This window comes from Dyella mobilis, from assembly GCF_016904945.1.
In the GTDB taxonomy this organism is placed as follows: Bacteria; Pseudomonadota; Gammaproteobacteria; order Xanthomonadales; family Rhodanobacteraceae; genus Dyella_B; species Dyella_B mobilis.
In genome coordinates this window covers 93,982-107,672 of record NZ_JADIKF010000030.1, presented here as the reverse complement: position 1 = coordinate 107,672, position 13,691 = coordinate 93,982, and the positions used below count along the sequence as shown (strand labels likewise).

18 protein-coding genes are annotated in these 13,691 nt (G+C 63.6%); 3 read left to right on the top strand and 15 right to left on the bottom strand.

Features of this window, described 5'->3' with window-relative positions; all coding sequences use genetic code 11:
- Window positions 1–174 precede the first annotated feature (174 nt).
- Window positions 175–1,083 (top strand): LysR family transcriptional regulator, encoded by a 909-nt coding sequence (locus tag ISS99_RS01420; protein ID WP_239537558.1) that lies wholly within the window; start codon window positions 175–177, stop codon window positions 1,081–1,083.
- On the opposite strand, the gene ISS99_RS01415 is transcribed toward ISS99_RS01420, so the two are convergent.
- The 9 genes from ISS99_RS01415 to ISS99_RS01375 are packed head-to-tail and all read right to left on the bottom strand — an operon-like array spanning window position 1,080 to window position 6,791.
- Entirely contained in the window at window positions 1,080–1,715 is a 636-nt protein-coding gene (locus ISS99_RS01415) for a LysE family translocator (RefSeq protein ID WP_204629778.1), read from the bottom strand. The genes ISS99_RS01420 and ISS99_RS01415 overlap by 4 nt on opposite strands.
- Before the next feature lie 13 nt (window positions 1,716–1,728).
- Window positions 1,729–2,322, bottom strand: coding sequence for a 1-acyl-sn-glycerol-3-phosphate acyltransferase (locus tag ISS99_RS01410; protein ID WP_204629777.1), 594 nt, complete (start codon window positions 2,320–2,322; stop codon window positions 1,729–1,731).
- Window positions 2,319–2,741, bottom strand: a complete 423-nt coding sequence (arfB, locus tag ISS99_RS01405; protein ID WP_204629776.1) for an alternative ribosome rescue aminoacyl-tRNA hydrolase ArfB — start codon at window positions 2,739–2,741, stop codon at window positions 2,319–2,321. The genes ISS99_RS01410 and arfB overlap by 4 nt, the downstream gene beginning before the upstream one ends.
- A gap of 10 nt (window positions 2,742–2,751) precedes the next feature.
- A complete protein-coding gene (locus ISS99_RS01400) occupies window positions 2,752–3,468 on the bottom strand; it encodes a pseudouridine synthase (protein WP_204629775.1) in 717 nt (238 codons plus the stop codon).
- 42 nt (window positions 3,469–3,510) lie between these two features.
- Complete coding sequence (gene ubiB / locus ISS99_RS01395; protein ID WP_204629774.1) at window positions 3,511–5,157, bottom strand: ubiquinone biosynthesis regulatory protein kinase UbiB; 1,647 nt, start codon at window positions 5,155–5,157, stop codon at window positions 3,511–3,513.
- Window positions 5,154–5,801, bottom strand: a complete 648-nt coding sequence (locus ISS99_RS01390) for a ubiquinone biosynthesis accessory factor UbiJ (RefSeq protein WP_204629773.1) — start codon at window positions 5,799–5,801, stop codon at window positions 5,154–5,156. The genes ubiB and ISS99_RS01390 overlap by 4 nt, the downstream gene beginning before the upstream one ends.
- 36 nt (window positions 5,802–5,837) lie before the next feature.
- On the bottom strand, window positions 5,838–6,308 hold the full coding sequence (gene trmL / locus ISS99_RS01385) for a tRNA (uridine(34)/cytosine(34)/5-carboxymethylaminomethyluridine(34)-2'-O)-methyltransferase TrmL (RefSeq protein ID WP_204629772.1): 471 nt from the start codon (window positions 6,306–6,308) through the stop codon (window positions 5,838–5,840).
- A gap of 40 nt (window positions 6,309–6,348) precedes the next feature.
- Window positions 6,349–6,534, bottom strand: a complete 186-nt coding sequence (locus ISS99_RS01380) for a hypothetical protein (RefSeq protein ID WP_204629771.1) — start codon at window positions 6,532–6,534, stop codon at window positions 6,349–6,351.
- Window positions 6,535–6,569: 35 nt separating this feature from the next.
- Entirely contained in the window at window positions 6,570–6,791 is a 222-nt protein-coding gene (locus tag ISS99_RS01375) for a hypothetical protein (protein WP_204629770.1), read from the bottom strand.
- A gap of 284 nt (window positions 6,792–7,075) precedes the next feature.
- On the opposite strand from ISS99_RS01375, the gene ISS99_RS01370 reads away from it, so the two are divergent.
- Complete coding sequence (locus tag ISS99_RS01370) at window positions 7,076–7,513, top strand: DUF4156 domain-containing protein (protein WP_204629769.1); 438 nt, start codon at window positions 7,076–7,078, stop codon at window positions 7,511–7,513.
- Between the two features lie 7 nt (window positions 7,514–7,520).
- Here the strand turns inward: ISS99_RS01370 and ISS99_RS01365 are convergent, their stop codons facing one another.
- Complete coding sequence (locus ISS99_RS01365) at window positions 7,521–8,132, bottom strand: TetR/AcrR family transcriptional regulator (RefSeq protein WP_204629768.1); 612 nt, start codon at window positions 8,130–8,132, stop codon at window positions 7,521–7,523.
- Between the two features lie 53 nt (window positions 8,133–8,185).
- Here ISS99_RS01365 and ISS99_RS01360 point away from each other — a divergent pair, with 53 nt between their 5' ends.
- A complete protein-coding gene (locus tag ISS99_RS01360; RefSeq protein ID WP_204629767.1) occupies window positions 8,186–8,755 on the top strand; it encodes a hydrolase in 570 nt (189 codons plus the stop codon).
- Between the two features lie 41 nt (window positions 8,756–8,796).
- Here ISS99_RS01360 and thrC read toward each other — a convergent pair whose 3' ends face one another.
- The 5 genes from thrC to ISS99_RS01335 all read right to left on the bottom strand — a co-directional run bounded on the left by thrC (window position 8,797) and on the right by ISS99_RS01335 (window position 13,688).
- On the bottom strand, window positions 8,797–10,137 hold the full coding sequence (gene thrC / locus ISS99_RS01355; protein ID WP_204629766.1) for a threonine synthase: 1,341 nt from the start codon (window positions 10,135–10,137) through the stop codon (window positions 8,797–8,799).
- Window positions 10,134–11,102 (bottom strand): homoserine kinase, encoded by a 969-nt coding sequence (locus ISS99_RS01350; protein ID WP_204629825.1) that lies wholly within the window; start codon window positions 11,100–11,102, stop codon window positions 10,134–10,136. Before ISS99_RS01350 ends, thrC begins: the two co-directional genes overlap by 4 nt.
- Window positions 11,103–11,116: 14 nt before the next feature.
- Window positions 11,117–12,259, bottom strand: coding sequence for a homoserine dehydrogenase family protein (locus ISS99_RS01345; RefSeq protein WP_204629765.1), 1,143 nt, complete (start codon window positions 12,257–12,259; stop codon window positions 11,117–11,119).
- 87 nt (window positions 12,260–12,346) lie between these two features.
- Window positions 12,347–12,499, bottom strand: a complete 153-nt coding sequence (locus ISS99_RS01340) for a hypothetical protein (RefSeq protein ID WP_204629764.1) — start codon at window positions 12,497–12,499, stop codon at window positions 12,347–12,349.
- A gap of 142 nt (window positions 12,500–12,641) precedes the next feature.
- Complete coding sequence (locus tag ISS99_RS01335; protein WP_204629763.1) at window positions 12,642–13,688, bottom strand: alpha/beta fold hydrolase; 1,047 nt, start codon at window positions 13,686–13,688, stop codon at window positions 12,642–12,644.
- Between the last annotated feature and the right edge of the window lie 3 nt (window positions 13,689–13,691).

Below are 13,691 nucleotides of genomic sequence, written 5' to 3'. Positions count from 1 at the left end.
TGTATTTATCAATACATACGCTAAGGTATTGAAGAATCTGTCATGAAAGAAGCTGTCCGGAAGGCAAACGTGACAAAAAAGCTGCCAGCCAAGGCCAAGCGCCGGCCCGGAAAGGACGTTCCGGCGTCCAGCGACCCGGGCCGCTATTACTACAAGGGCAATCGCCTGAAGCAGATGCGCGCCTTCGTGGCGACGGTGAAGCTGGGTACGCTCAGCCGAGCCGCCGAATCGCTCTACCTGTCGCAGCCATCGATCAGCCTGCAGCTACAGGCGCTGGAGCGAGAGCTTGGGGTGGAACTGCTGCAGCGCAGCCGCCGCCGCATCAACCTCACCGATGCCGGCGAGGCCCTGTACGAGCTGGCGCGCCCCCTGGTCGAAGGATGGGAGCATCTGGATCGGGATTTTCACAGCAAGATCAAAGGTCTGCAGTCTGGCCGCCTGACCGTGGCGGCAGGCAGCTCAACCATCCAGTACCTGCTGCCGGAACTGGTGCGGCAATACCGCGAACGCTTTCCCGCCGTGCAACTGCAATTGGCCAACGTCACCGGCAAGGACGGCATGGCGTTGCTGCGCGCTGATGAAGCGGATTTTGCCGTGGGCTCCATGCTCGACGTACCCAACGACATCGCCTGGGCACCGGTCTATCACTACGACCCGATGCTGATCATGCCGCCCAATCATCCGCTGGCGGGCAAGGATGCCATCGCACTGGAAGACCTTTCGCCGTACGGCCTGATCCTCCCGCCGCAGCGCCTGTCCACCTATCGACTGGTGGACCTGGTGTTCCAGCAACGGCAGGTGCCTTACCAGGTGGCGATCGAGGTTGGCGGCTGGGAGGTGATCAAGGAATACGTCGCGATGGGCTTGGGTATTTCCATCGTCACCGGCATCTGCATTACCGACGCGGATCGCAACCGCCTGGCGGTGCGCAACATGCGGCAATACTTTCCGCAGCGCAGCTACGGCGTGGTGATGCGCAAGGGCAAGTTCCTTACTGCGGAAGCCCGGGCGTTTATCGATCTGATCCGCCCAGGTCTGCTGACTCATCGCGATTACGATGAATCCGGCCACTCGGAGCGTTAGCTACGCTGCTGAAGTGCCAGCTTCACGCCGAACGCCACCAGCACGCTGCCACACAGGCGATCCATCCACTGTCCCACGTGCGGCTTGGCCGTGAGCAGCCGATGAATGCGGCCACCCATCAATGCCAGCACCGTCGACCACGTCAGTCCCGTGCCGATGAAGCTCAGGCCCAGCAACATCAGTCCCAGTTGCGGGTGCATGGCGTGCATGGATACGAATTGCGGCAGGAACGCCAGGAAGAACAACGCAACCTTGGGATTGAGCACGTTGGTCAACATGCCTTGCCGGAACGCCGCGCTCAAGCCGCGTCCGCGCGTTTCGGTGGGCTGACGCGTGGTGGAGCGCGACAGCAGCATGCGCAAGCCGATCCACACCAGATACGCAGCTCCCAGATACTTCAGCATGCTGAAGGCGAATGCCGAGGTCATCAGGATTGCGGAAATGCCAAGCACCGCTGCCAACGTGTGCACGATGCAACCGGCATTGATGCCGAGCGCCGCCGCCAAGCCCACGCCGTGTCCTTCGCGGCCGCTGCGCGTGAGGATGTAGAACGTATCCAGGCCGGGCGTGAGGTTGAGCGCAAGGCTCGCGAGCAGGAACGCTTCGTAGTGCTGGATGCCAAGCGAATCCATGAACTCTCCGCGGTTATTCAGTGTTGCGATGCTTGCCGCGATAGGGCCGGAACATCGCACGTATCGTGGCCATGTCCGCATCCGGATCGTCGCTGGCATGCACCAGCGGTCCGAGCGTGAACGTCTTGCTGGGATAATCGATAAAGACCGTCTGGATCGGCACGTTCGCTTCGCGCGCGATGCGCAGGAAACCCGACTTCCAATGCTTGACGTGCTTGCGCGTGCCTTCCGGGGTGATGCCCAGCCACATGCGTTCGTATTCGGCGAAGCGCTTCACCATCTGGCCCACCACGTTCAACGCGGCGCTGCGGTTGATCGGAATCATGCCGACCGGGCGCAGAATGATACCCAGCGGGCCGTCCAGCACCTCGCGCTTGATCATCACGTTGATGTTGGCGCCCAGGCCGATCTTCATCATCAAGCCCCACACGCCGTCCCAATAGGACGAATGCGGGGCGCCGATGATGATCAGCTTGGGCAGATCCGGCAGTTGCCCGAGCAAGCGCCAGCCCGATAGCCGCAGCATGCTGCGCATCAGCCAGGGCCAGAAACGACTGTTGATTCGCGGAGCTTGCGCCGGTACCGGCGGCAGGATGGGCGAACTCACTCGTGGCTCCAGGATCGAGATCGGTTCTGCTTGAGCTTGCCGCGCTGCTGCTTTCCTTCCAGGCGACGCTGCTGAGAAGCCCGCGTGGGCTTGGTGGCTACGCGCTTCTTGGGAGCGACGAGCGCGCCGCGCAGAATCTCCACCAGTCGTTCGCGGGCATCTTCGCGGTTGCGGCCCTGGTCGCGGAAGCGGCGGGCCTGGATCACCAGCACGCCTTCGTCGGTAAGGCGCCGATCGCGGCGAGCCAGCAAGCGGGCGCGAACATCGTCGGGCAGCGAAGGCGATTGCAGCACGTCGAAGCGCAGTTCGACTGCGCTTTCGGTGCGGTTTACGTGCTGGCCTCCCGGGCCGTCGGCACGCAGAAAGCGTACGACCAGCTCGGATTCCGGCAGGACGATGGATCGGCTCACGGGTAGCATGGCGAGCAGTCTAACTGCTTATCGGCGTTTCCGAAGGCAGCTGCCAGGCAAACCGCTCGAGTATTTTGCAGTAGGCCTGGTCCAATGGCGCTTGAAGCTGCATGGGCCTGCCATCCACCGGGTGGCGCAGGCTCAGCCGCCAGGCATGCAACAGCATGCGGTGGCAGCTGAAATATTGCTTGTACAGACGGTTGTGATCGCTACGCCCATGCTGGCAATCGCCGATCACCGGATGATGGATGTGAGCCAGATGCTTGCGAATCTGCCGAAAGCGTCCCGTCTCCGGTTCTGCCAGCAGCAAGGCATAGCGCTGTTGCGGATAGCGGCCAAGGGCGATGGGCACTTCCACCGTGGCCAGTTGCCGGTAAGCGGTGCGTGCGTCACGGCGCGGGCCGGTATCGCGTGAGCCGGGCAGCGGGTAGTCGACCACGCCTTCGGCGGGTTCCGGCCAGCCGCGTACCACGGTCAGATATTGCTTGTGCACGTCGCGACCCATGAATTGCTCGCCGAGTGCCGCGGCGACTTCGCTGGAGCGGGCAATCAGCAGCACACCGCTGGTCGCGCGATCGAGGCGGTGCGCCAGATAGACCGTGCCGCCTACCTGCTCGCGCAGCAAGTCGATCAGGAATTCATCGGCATTGCCCACCATTTTCGAGCGGTGCACGGCGAGTCCTGCGGGTTTGTTGACCGCAATCAGGGCGTCGTCTTGATAGAGGATCTCAAGCATGGTTTGCCGAAAAGATGTTTGCGCCTGCGGAGCGAGTCAAAGTCAGCGCCGCATCCAGCCGTAGACAAACGACAGCAGGCCGCCTGCACCGATACACAGCGGCAGCCAGAGCTGGTGCTGCGATCCGAACGTCCACATTACGGTTGCGCTGATGATCAAGGTGCCGCCGAACAACCCGCAGGCGATCATCCGCATCAGGTGTCGCACCAGATGGCGCTGGTGACTGAGCGTTTCGAAATCGGTGAGCATGCGCTGCTCGCCCACCGCGATCTGGCGCATGGCATCGCGCACCAGTTCAGGCAACTGCGGCGCGTTGTGGAACCATTCGGGGATGCGCTTGCGGATTTCCTTCAGCGTGCGCATCGGGCTGTAACGCTCGCGCAGAATGCGCTTGAGCACCGGATGGGCCACCGCCCAGATGTCGATGTCCGGGTCGAGCATACGGCCCACGCCTTCGATGTTGAGCAGCGTCTTTTGCAACAGGATCAATTGCGGCTGCAGGGTCAGTTCGAAGCGTCGCGCCGTCTGGAACAATTTCACCACCAATTCGGCCAGCGAAATCTGCGACAGCGGACGCGTGAAGTAGGGTTCGCACACGGTGCGCACGGCGGCTTCCAGTTCATCCAGCCGGATGCTGGCAGGCATCCATCCTGCATCGATGTGGAGCTTGGCGATGCGCGCGTAGTCGCGTTCGAACAAGGCGATGAAATTCTGCGCCAGCCAGTATTGGTCCGCTTCCGGCAGCGAACCCATGATGCCGAAATCCAGCGCGATGAAACGCGGTTCTTCCACGCGCGTGGGATCGACCCAGATATTGCCCGGATGCGCGTCGGCGTGGAAAAAGTTGTCGCGGAAAACCTGCTCGTAAAACAGTCGCACGCCTTTGGCGGCCAGTTGCTTGCGGTCGATGCCCGCCGCGTCGATGGCGGCGACGTCGTCGCAGCTCACGCCCGACACTCGCTCCAGGGTCAGCACGCGTGCGCTGGTCAATTCCCAATGCACTTCCGGCACGTACAGGTCGACGCCGCTGGCGAAATTGCGGCGCAGCAGGCTGGCGTTCGCGCCTTCGCGCTGCAGATCCAGTTCGTGCTCCAGCATCTTCTCGACTTCGCTCACCACGTCCAGCGGCCGGATCTTGTCGGCGTTGGGATGCCAGCGTTCGGCCAGCTCGCCCAGCGAGCGAATCAGTTTGATGTCGCGGGCAATGCGTTCGTCGATGCGCGGACGCAACACCTTCACCACCACCGAACGACCGTCGTAAAGCCTGGCGGCGTGTACCTGCGCAATCGATGCGGAAGCCAGCGGAACGGCGTCGAAACTCGCATACAGCTGGTCGATCGGCAGCTTGAGTTCGCGCTGCACGATAGCCTGCGCCTCGTCGCCGGGGAACGGCGGTACCTGGTCTTGCAGCAGCGCCAGTTCGTCGGCGATATCGCCGGGGACCAGGTCGCGCCGGGTGGAAAGCACCTGGCCGGCCTTGACGAAGATCGGTCCCAGTTCGTTCAAGGCGAGACGGAGGCGGGCGCCGCGGGAAAGCGGGCGCACGTCAACCGCTGGCCGTCCCAGCAGGGGGCGTATCAGTTTCAGTGGGCGAAACAGATGCGTGGCGTCGACCAGTTCGTCCAGCCGGTAGCGCAACAGCACCACGGCGACACGCAGCAGTCCCGGCACCGCTCCCAGCGGCGTCATGGGTTCGATCTCCGCTGGCGCTCCAGGCGTGCGAGGCGTGCTTCCAGGCGCTCGGCGCGCTCGCGCAGCGCATCGACCTCATCGAGGAAACCTTCCACTTCGCCGGGAGCCAGCGCCACTCGCGCCTCATCGCGCAACCAGGCTGCGCCGTCCTGGCTCAGGTGAGATGCGCTTTCGCGCGCGTGGGCCAATCCGTTGCGCACGGCTTTGGCCAAAGGCACGCCGAGCACGTCGCCGAAAGTGCGGGCGAATGCCTCTTCGAAATCCGGTGCGAAGCCGCTGGCGAGCTTTTCCAGTCGTCGCGCCAGTTCCGCGTCGCCGGCGATCTCCACCTTGCCCGGCGGCATGTCTTCGCCGCGGCGGCGAAGCAGCATCGACAGCAGGCTGCCAGGCGTGGCGGCGACGCGCAGATCGCTCGATTCGGGAGCCGGCCCGACTTTCAGCTGCTCCCGCTCAACCGTGACCGCCATGGCCAGTTCGACGCCGCGCAAATGCAACTGCACGCTGCGGCCCTCGAGCGCGGCGAGTTTGGCCTGGCTTTCCGGATCGAGCGAAAGCGCGTGATTCAGCGCTGTTTCCAGTGCCCGGCCGGCAAGTTTGCGCAGCGGCGGTGGAAGCAGGTTCGGGGAAGAGGCAGCAGTCATTTTTCAATTGTAGCTGCCTGCGGGTGAGGATCGGGGTCAGAACCCTGCCGCGCCGAAAAAGCCCAGCTGCCGCCAGGCCTCATACAGCGCCACGGCTACGCTGTTGGAAAGATTCAGGCTGCGGCTGTCCGGGCACATGGGCAGCCGCAAGCGACGCTCCGGCGGCACGGCGGACAGCACCGCTTCGGGCAAGCCGGCCGTTTCGCAGCCGAACAGCAGGGCATCGCCATCGGCAAATTGCGCATCGACGTGCATGGTGCGCCCGCGGGTCGAAAAGGCGAACACGCGGGGATGATTCAACGCCGCCAGGCAGGCGTCGAGATCGTCGTGCACGACGACGCGGGCGTATTCGTGATAATCCAGGCCGGCGCGCTTCAGGCGCGTGTCGTCGAGTTCGAAACCCAGTGGACGGATCAGGTGCAGGCCGGCGCCGGTGTTGGCGCACAGGCGGATCACGTTGCCGGTATTGGGCGGGATTTCGGGGCGGAACAGAATGATGTGCAGCATGCCGCCATTATCGGATGGCGAGACCGTTCACGTCTCGTGTTCAGGCTGCCGAGCGGTCGCGGGTGGCGGGCACGGCTGCCGCGATCGCCGCTGCGTTGACCACACCGTCGCCGGCCCAATGCGCCGGTACTGGCCTGGCGCTGATGATGGCTGCCAGCAGCAGTCCGCAGACCAGCACGCATGCTCCAAACAGGCTCCGCAGCATCATGGTTTCGAATGTCATCACGTTCGTATCCTCCGTCGATCGTGGATCGGGTGGCATCAACTTTCCGCGTGGAAGCACACGACGCTGCCGATATCGGGCAATGCGCAGGTCGACGGTGCCGCGGCGAGCAGGGTCTTGACCGGGCCGCCCGATGCCAATTGCACCGGTGCCGGCTTGGTGGTCACCATGGCGGTCAGAATCATGCCGCTCACCAGCAGGCAGGCAGCGAACAGGCCGCGCAGGACCAGGGCTTCAAACGTCGTTTCGGTGAATTTCATTTCCGTGCTCCGAATGGGTCAGTAAGAGTTCTCGCTCTGTTCAGTGCAATCCCTGTGCCAGCGTTATGTTTCTGTATAAAGCATTGAATATTATTGATTTATTTTTATTGCGCAGGCTGTGCAAAGATTGTCCGCGGACAGCCGGGCCCGATACCGGACAGTGTCCGGACGGACAAAGGGGCGAGCGCGCGCTAAGCCGGCGTTCGGCGACAGATGGCAGCGACGCGCTAGGATGAAGTGCGAACGCAATATGCTTCGCATTCCCCGCTCAAATGGAGTTACTCATGCGCAAGACCCTGCTGTTGCTCGCACCGCTCGTGCTGCTCGGCGGTTGTACCTGGGGCATCAATCCTGATCCGGGATCCAACAGCGTACGCACGGTATGGACGGGAGATGTGTCCGGTTGCCGTGACATGGGCAAGATTACGGTCGGCGTGCAGGATCACGTCGGTCCTTTCGATCGCAACGACATCAAGGTGCGCGACGAACTGCAGGTGCAAGCCCGCAACAGCGCGGTCGACCTGCATGCCGATACCATCAAGCCGCTGGCCGATCCGGTGGATGGCAAACAGCCCTGGGAAGCCTATTACTGCGGCAGCCACGCAGTCGGGCCGTCCGCGCCGCCGCCGATCCAGGGCAATTCGCAGCAGCCGATGCAGAATGCGCAACCGCCTGCGCAACAGGGCGGCGGTTTCCAGACCTATCCCGCCAAGGGCGGTTGATCGCTTCTCACTCGCCGAACACGCCATGCAGGTACAACTGCATGGCGTGTTGCAATTGGATCAGCGCCGCCTGACGTCCCGGCATGCCCGGTTCGGCGTGGATCGCAATGGCCGCTTTCATCATCTGCTGGACGACGACCGCTGCGGCATGCATCTCATCCTCTGAACGATGTGGCGCACGGCGCGCCAGCAATGCCTGCAGTTCGGAGCGCACCCTTCGGCGGATAGCCATGCTGTCTACGGCCGGGATCGACGCCGATTCCAGCGCCACAAATGCCGGCTGGCGTTTGCGAAACGCCACCAGGAAGCCGCACAGCCGTTCCGCCAATTGCTCCGTGCTCCATGGCACGGACTGTTCGGCAAGCTTTCGCAGTTCGGCGTACACCGCTTCCACGTATTGCTCGATCAAGGCTTGCGCCAGCACTTCCTTGGTCGGGAAGAACTGATACAGCGAACCGATCGAAGCCCCGGCTCGTGCCGCCACCTCGGTCATGGTGGTCGCTTCGAATCCCTTTTCGACGAAGCACGCGGAAGCCGCCTCCAGCAGGGAGGCGACACGCTCGCGGCCGCGCTGGCGCTGCGGAACACGGCGGGCTTCGCTTGATTTTTGTGAGGGCATCCTCATAAACTCCTAAGTGAGGATAGCCTCACTTATCTAATCCGGAGATTCCCATGGAAACACTCGATCCGCGCCGTACGGCGCTGGTTCTGATCGACCTGCAGAAGGGTATCCTACCGTTTGCGGGCGGTCCGCACGGCCCGGCCGAGGTGCTGGACAAGGCGGCGGCCCTGGTCAGGCGATTCCACGAGCTGAAGGCGCCGGTCGTATTGGTGCGCGTGGGCTGGTCGGCCGACGGTGGCGATGCGCCGCATCAGCGGGTGGATCGTCCGATGCCGGCCGTGGAGCGACCGGCCAACTGGTGGGAATTCCCCCCTGAGCTGGGCGTGATCGACAGCGATATCCGCATCGTCAAGCGCCAGTGGGGCGCGTTCTACGGTACCGAGCTGGAATTGCAATTGCGCCGCCGCGGCATCGAGCACATCGTGCTTGGCGGCATTGCTACCAACATCGGCGTGGAATCGACGGCGCGCAACGCGTGGGAGCTGGGCTTCGGCCTGGTGTTCGCCGAAGACGCCACCAGCAGCACCAGCGCCGAACACCATGCCTTCGCCATCGATAATATTTTTCCGCGCCTGGGCTTCGTGCGTTCCACCAGCCAGATTCTGGAAATGCTTGGCTGATATCGGGTCTGTGAAAATCCCGGGCCATCTGCCCGGGATTTTTACGGCACGGTCGCCGCGCTATTTTCATCGGCACGTAGCAGCAGCCATTGGCGCAGAGCGCCATCGTCTGCCGCCAACGGTTCGGCCGATGCAGGTCTGTCCAGCATCGCGGCCAGCGCGCCGGGCACGTCGATCGACTTGCCGACCAGCGGCTCCACCACCGTTTCGAACTTCGCGGGGTGCGCCGTTGCAACGACGGCCCACGCTGCGTCGTCGCCCGCCTCGCGCAATTCGTCCAATACGCGCATGGCGGTCGCGGTGTGCGGGCAGAACACCTCATCGTGTTCGTGCGCATGCTTGGCAACCACGTCGCAGATCGTTCGATCGTCCACGCTTTGCGCATGCAATTGGCTGCGCAGCTCGTTCGCTTGCGGAAAGGTCCAGAGCAAGCGTTCGAAGTTGCTGGGTGCGCCGACATCCATGGCATTGGCCAACGTCGCCACGGCTTGCCGCGGAGCGTAGTCGTCGCCGGCAAAAAAGTCGGGCAGGGTGGCGTTGGCATTGCACGCCAGCCGGATGCGAGCGATCGGCAAGCCCATTTGGCGCGTCCACACCGCAGCCAGCGCATTGCCCAGGTTGCCGGTGGGAATGACCAGGTTCAGCGCCTCGCCGTGTTCGCGCCATCCGACCAGCGCCGCGTGCGCGTAGTAGCTCATTTGCGGAAGCAGGCGCCCGAGGCTGATGCTGTTGGCCGAAGAGAGCGGCGAGCGTGCCTGCAACGCGGCATCGCTCAAGGCGGCCTTCACCATGCGTTGGCAATCGTCGAAGCGGCCTTGCACGCGCAGTGCCTGTACGTTGTCGCCGAAGCAGCCCAACTGGTGCGCCTGCCGCGGCGAAACCCGACCGTCGGGATACAGGATCACCACCTCGATGCCCGGCTGTCGATGAAACGCAGCACCTACCGCGGCACCCGTGTCGCCGGAGGTGGCGACCAGGATGGTGAGACGCGACGAGCTGTCACCGCGCAGGCGGCGCAGGCAGGCCGCGAGGAAGCGTGCACCGACATCCTTGAAGGCCGCAGTCGGGCCGTGGAACAGTTCCAGCAACGCCGTCTTGGGATGGTGTGGCAAGCTGCGCAGCGGCGTCGGGAACGTCAGTGCCTCGGCGCATATCGCCGGTAGCTCGTCGGCAAGCGCATCGCCAGCGAAAAAAGGTGCCAGCAAGGTCGCCGCCGTGTCGGCCAGTGTGCCTGCGGCGGCGAAATCGCGCGGATCGATTTGGGGTAGTTGCTCCGGTATGTACAGTCCGCCATCCGGTGCGAGCCCTGCGGCAATCGCTTCGCTGAGCGTAGCTGCGGGGCTGATGCCGCGCGTACTCAAATATCGCAAAGCCTGACTCATGCCTGCTCACCTTCGGCGGCGGTAAGAAGGGACGCTGCCGGCCCATCCACGGGTGCCACGAAGCGATCGCTGTCCAGGCCTGCTTCGGCGAATGCGCTGCACATCGCATCGGCGGCGGCTTGGGCCTCGGCACGATGTTCGAACCATGCAAAGACGCTCGGGCCGCCACCGGAAATGCTGGCGCCCATGGCGTGATGATCCAGTGCGGCTTGTTTGACGCGCGCGAAGTTCGGCACCAGCGGCGCGCGGCGCGGCTCCACCAGCACGTCTTTCAGGCCTTCGCGAACCAGTTCGGCTTCGCCGCGCCAGCAGCCGGCGAGCACCAGCGAAAGATTGGCCGACTGCGCCACGAATTCGCTCAACGCATAATCGCCCGCGAGCGCTGCACGTGCCTTGCGGGTTTCCAGCACGGCATGCGGATGCACCAGAGCGCAATGCCAGCTTGCCGGCACCGGTACTTTTACCAGCCGGTCGCGCGTGGCCAGCACCAGGCCGCCCACGAGCATCGGCCCGACGTTGTCGCCGTGGCGTCCGCCGCTGGCTACGGCTTCGCCTTCCATCGCAAAACCGTACAGCGATTCGCGCGACAGCGGCCTCTCCAGCAAGGCATTGGCGGCAACCAGAGCCGCCACGCACGACGCGGCCGAGCCACCCATGCCCGAACCCAGTGAGATGCCTTTGTGTAGGAATATCTCGAACCCATGCTGCAGGCCGAGTGCCTTGCGCAAGGCGAGCAGCGCCATGCCGGCAGTGTTCTGCGATGCCTCGGTGGGCAGTACGTCGACGCAACCATCGATGCCGGCGATGCGCACGGTCGGCGCATCGATGCGACGAACCTCGACGCGATCCGAGGCACCGGCGATGCAGTGGCCGAGGATGTCGAAGCCCACGCCCACGTTGCCCACGCTGGCATAGGCGGCGGCGGTGGCGGATTGCAAGCGTTGCGCGGGCATCGGCGGCTTCATGGCAAAAGGAGTATTCACGCGCGCACCTCCAGCGATTCGGCGATGCGCAACAAATCGGCAAACACGCCGGCGGCAGTCACTTCGGGGCCGGCGCCGGGGCCTTGCACCAGCAACGGATTATCGCAGTATCGCTGAGTGCGGAATTGCACGATGTTATCCGTAAGCCGCGTATGTGCGAACGGATGCGGCGAAGGCAAGGCCTGCAGCTTCACCTGGGCACGGCCGTCGCGATCGAGGCTGGCAACGTGGCGCAGCACACCGGCATCGGCGTGCGCAGTGGCGAGACGTTTGGCCATGGGGGCATCGAGTTCTTCCAGGCGTTCCATGAACTCATCCAGTGGCAGCTCCGCCAGTTCCGCCGGCACCAGGCTTTCCACCGCCACGTCGTGCAGGGACAGCGGCCAGCCGGCTTCGCGCGCGAGGATCACCAGCTTGCGCGCGACATCGATACCGGAAAGATCGTCGCGCGGGTCCGGTTCCGTATAACCCAGTGCGTGCGCTTCGCGCACGAGTGCGGAGAACGGGCGCGTACCGTCGTAGTGGCAGCAAAGCCAGGCCAGCGTGCCGGAAAACATGCCTTCCACCGACAGTAGCTGATCGCCGGTATCGAGCAGATCGCGCAGGGTCTGCACCACCGGCAACCCGGCGCACACAGTGGCTTCGTAACGAAACCGCCCGCCATGCTGGCTGGCCGCACGGATGGCTTGCCAGCGCGAAAGCGGCCCGCTGCTGGCAAGCTTGTTCGGTGTGACCACGTGCAGGCCGGAGGCAAGCCAATAGGGGTATTGCGAAGCCACTGCATCGTTGGCGCTGCAGTCGATCAGCATGGCGTGGCGCAGATCGTTGCCGCGTACGTGGGCGGCGAACTGGTCAAGATCGGCGGGGCGCCAGGTCTGTGCGTCGTGCTGGGCGTTGAGCTCGGGATCATCGCAATCGAGCCACATGCGGCGGCTGGCTGCCACGCCGCAGAGCTTCAAATGCAGGCCTGACTCGCGCGCGAGACGTTCCTGCGCGGCGCGCAGCTGGGCCAGCAGCACGCTGCCCACTCGCCCAGGGCCGATCAGGCCGACCGCCAGCGTTCGCTGCCGCGAGTGGACCGCTGGCAAAGGGGGTAGGCGATGCGGGTGTTCGGCGATGAGTGATGCACAGCTATCCATGATGGCCTCCGGTTGAGGCCCCTGCTCGCTGGCGGTTCGGGGATGCCGGCCCGCCTCTTCGAGGGCGGGGCCGTTGCGTTTGAGTCTCTACTCGCGCACTGACACCACCCCGTGACCGGTCGTACCGGTACCGGTAGTGGTGGTAATAATCGTGGCGATGATCGTTGCCGCCGAAACGCCGTCACGCCCGGTGCTGACCGGGGTGAAATCGATGCGTGCTGGCGCGAATGCGGGCGACATGGTTCCGACATTAGTTGTGCACTGCAGCGGCTGTCAACAGTTGCCTAATGAAACTATCGCATTTGCCAGGCGACGAAAGTGGAAGGCTGAATAACACCGTGCGGTTCGCGTGAAATCTGCAGGTTTTCCGCAACGGCGTCAGTCACTCAATTGATGTGATGCCGTTATCCGGAAGTGCTTCACCGCGCCGGATGTGTTGGATGAACGCGGTCACTTCGCGATCAAGCAAGTCCGGCCTGTCGTACTGAATGTAGTGACTGCTGCCTTTGGCAATGATGCGTCGGCTGTACGGCGAAAGTTTTTTCAGCGCTTCCTGGCCGTCGTCGTGCAGGCGCATGCCGGTTTGCCAGTCTGCCGGAGACACCTGCTGAGCAAGCATGGCGGGTACGGTCTGCTCGGGATCCTGCGAAAAAATCAGGATAGGAAAATCGCCTATCCGACCGGAGCGGGCGACTTCGGCGAGCGAAGCCGGCACAGCGTCGTAGGCTTGCCGATAGGCAGACATCTGGTTTGGAACGCAGGTGTTGGCCCTGATCCACCCCGCGTACGCATCGAAGCCAGGCGGTATCGCATCGCATTGGCCGGTGGCGCGCGCTATCCCCAGATCGATCAGCGCTCTGAGGAACAGAAACTCCGCCGCGCCATGCTTGTCCAGCGCTGCCAGGGAAGCGGGCATGGAAGGCGGCATGGGTGTCGTGGCATCCACCAGCACCATGCCGGCAACATCGTGGGGAAAATGCATGGCGTAATCGCGGATATACACGCCGCCAAGCGAGTGGCCCATCAAGACTACCGGCTCCGTGATGCCGGCCTGGTCGAGCAAGGTGTGCAGGGTATCGGCCACGTGTTCGGCATCGGCGACACCGGGCTGGCTTTCACTCCAGCCGAAACCCGCCCGATCATAGGAGCAGGTTCGAGTGATTTTGGACAGCACCGGCTGCACTTTAGCCCAGGCTGTGAAATCGTCTCCGAATCCCGATTCGAGCAACACGGTCGGCGATCCTTCGCCGGTGCAGAACAAGTGCATCGTACGGCCATTCACCGTATAGAGCCGGCCGGGTGCTGGATTCGCTTCGCGAAGACGATGCACGGTCCACGCATTCCAGCAGGCTCCCGCGCTGCAAACGGCGATCAGTGCGATCAGGCTCCATCCAGTCCATCGAATGATGCAGTGGCCAGGAGGCTTCACTTT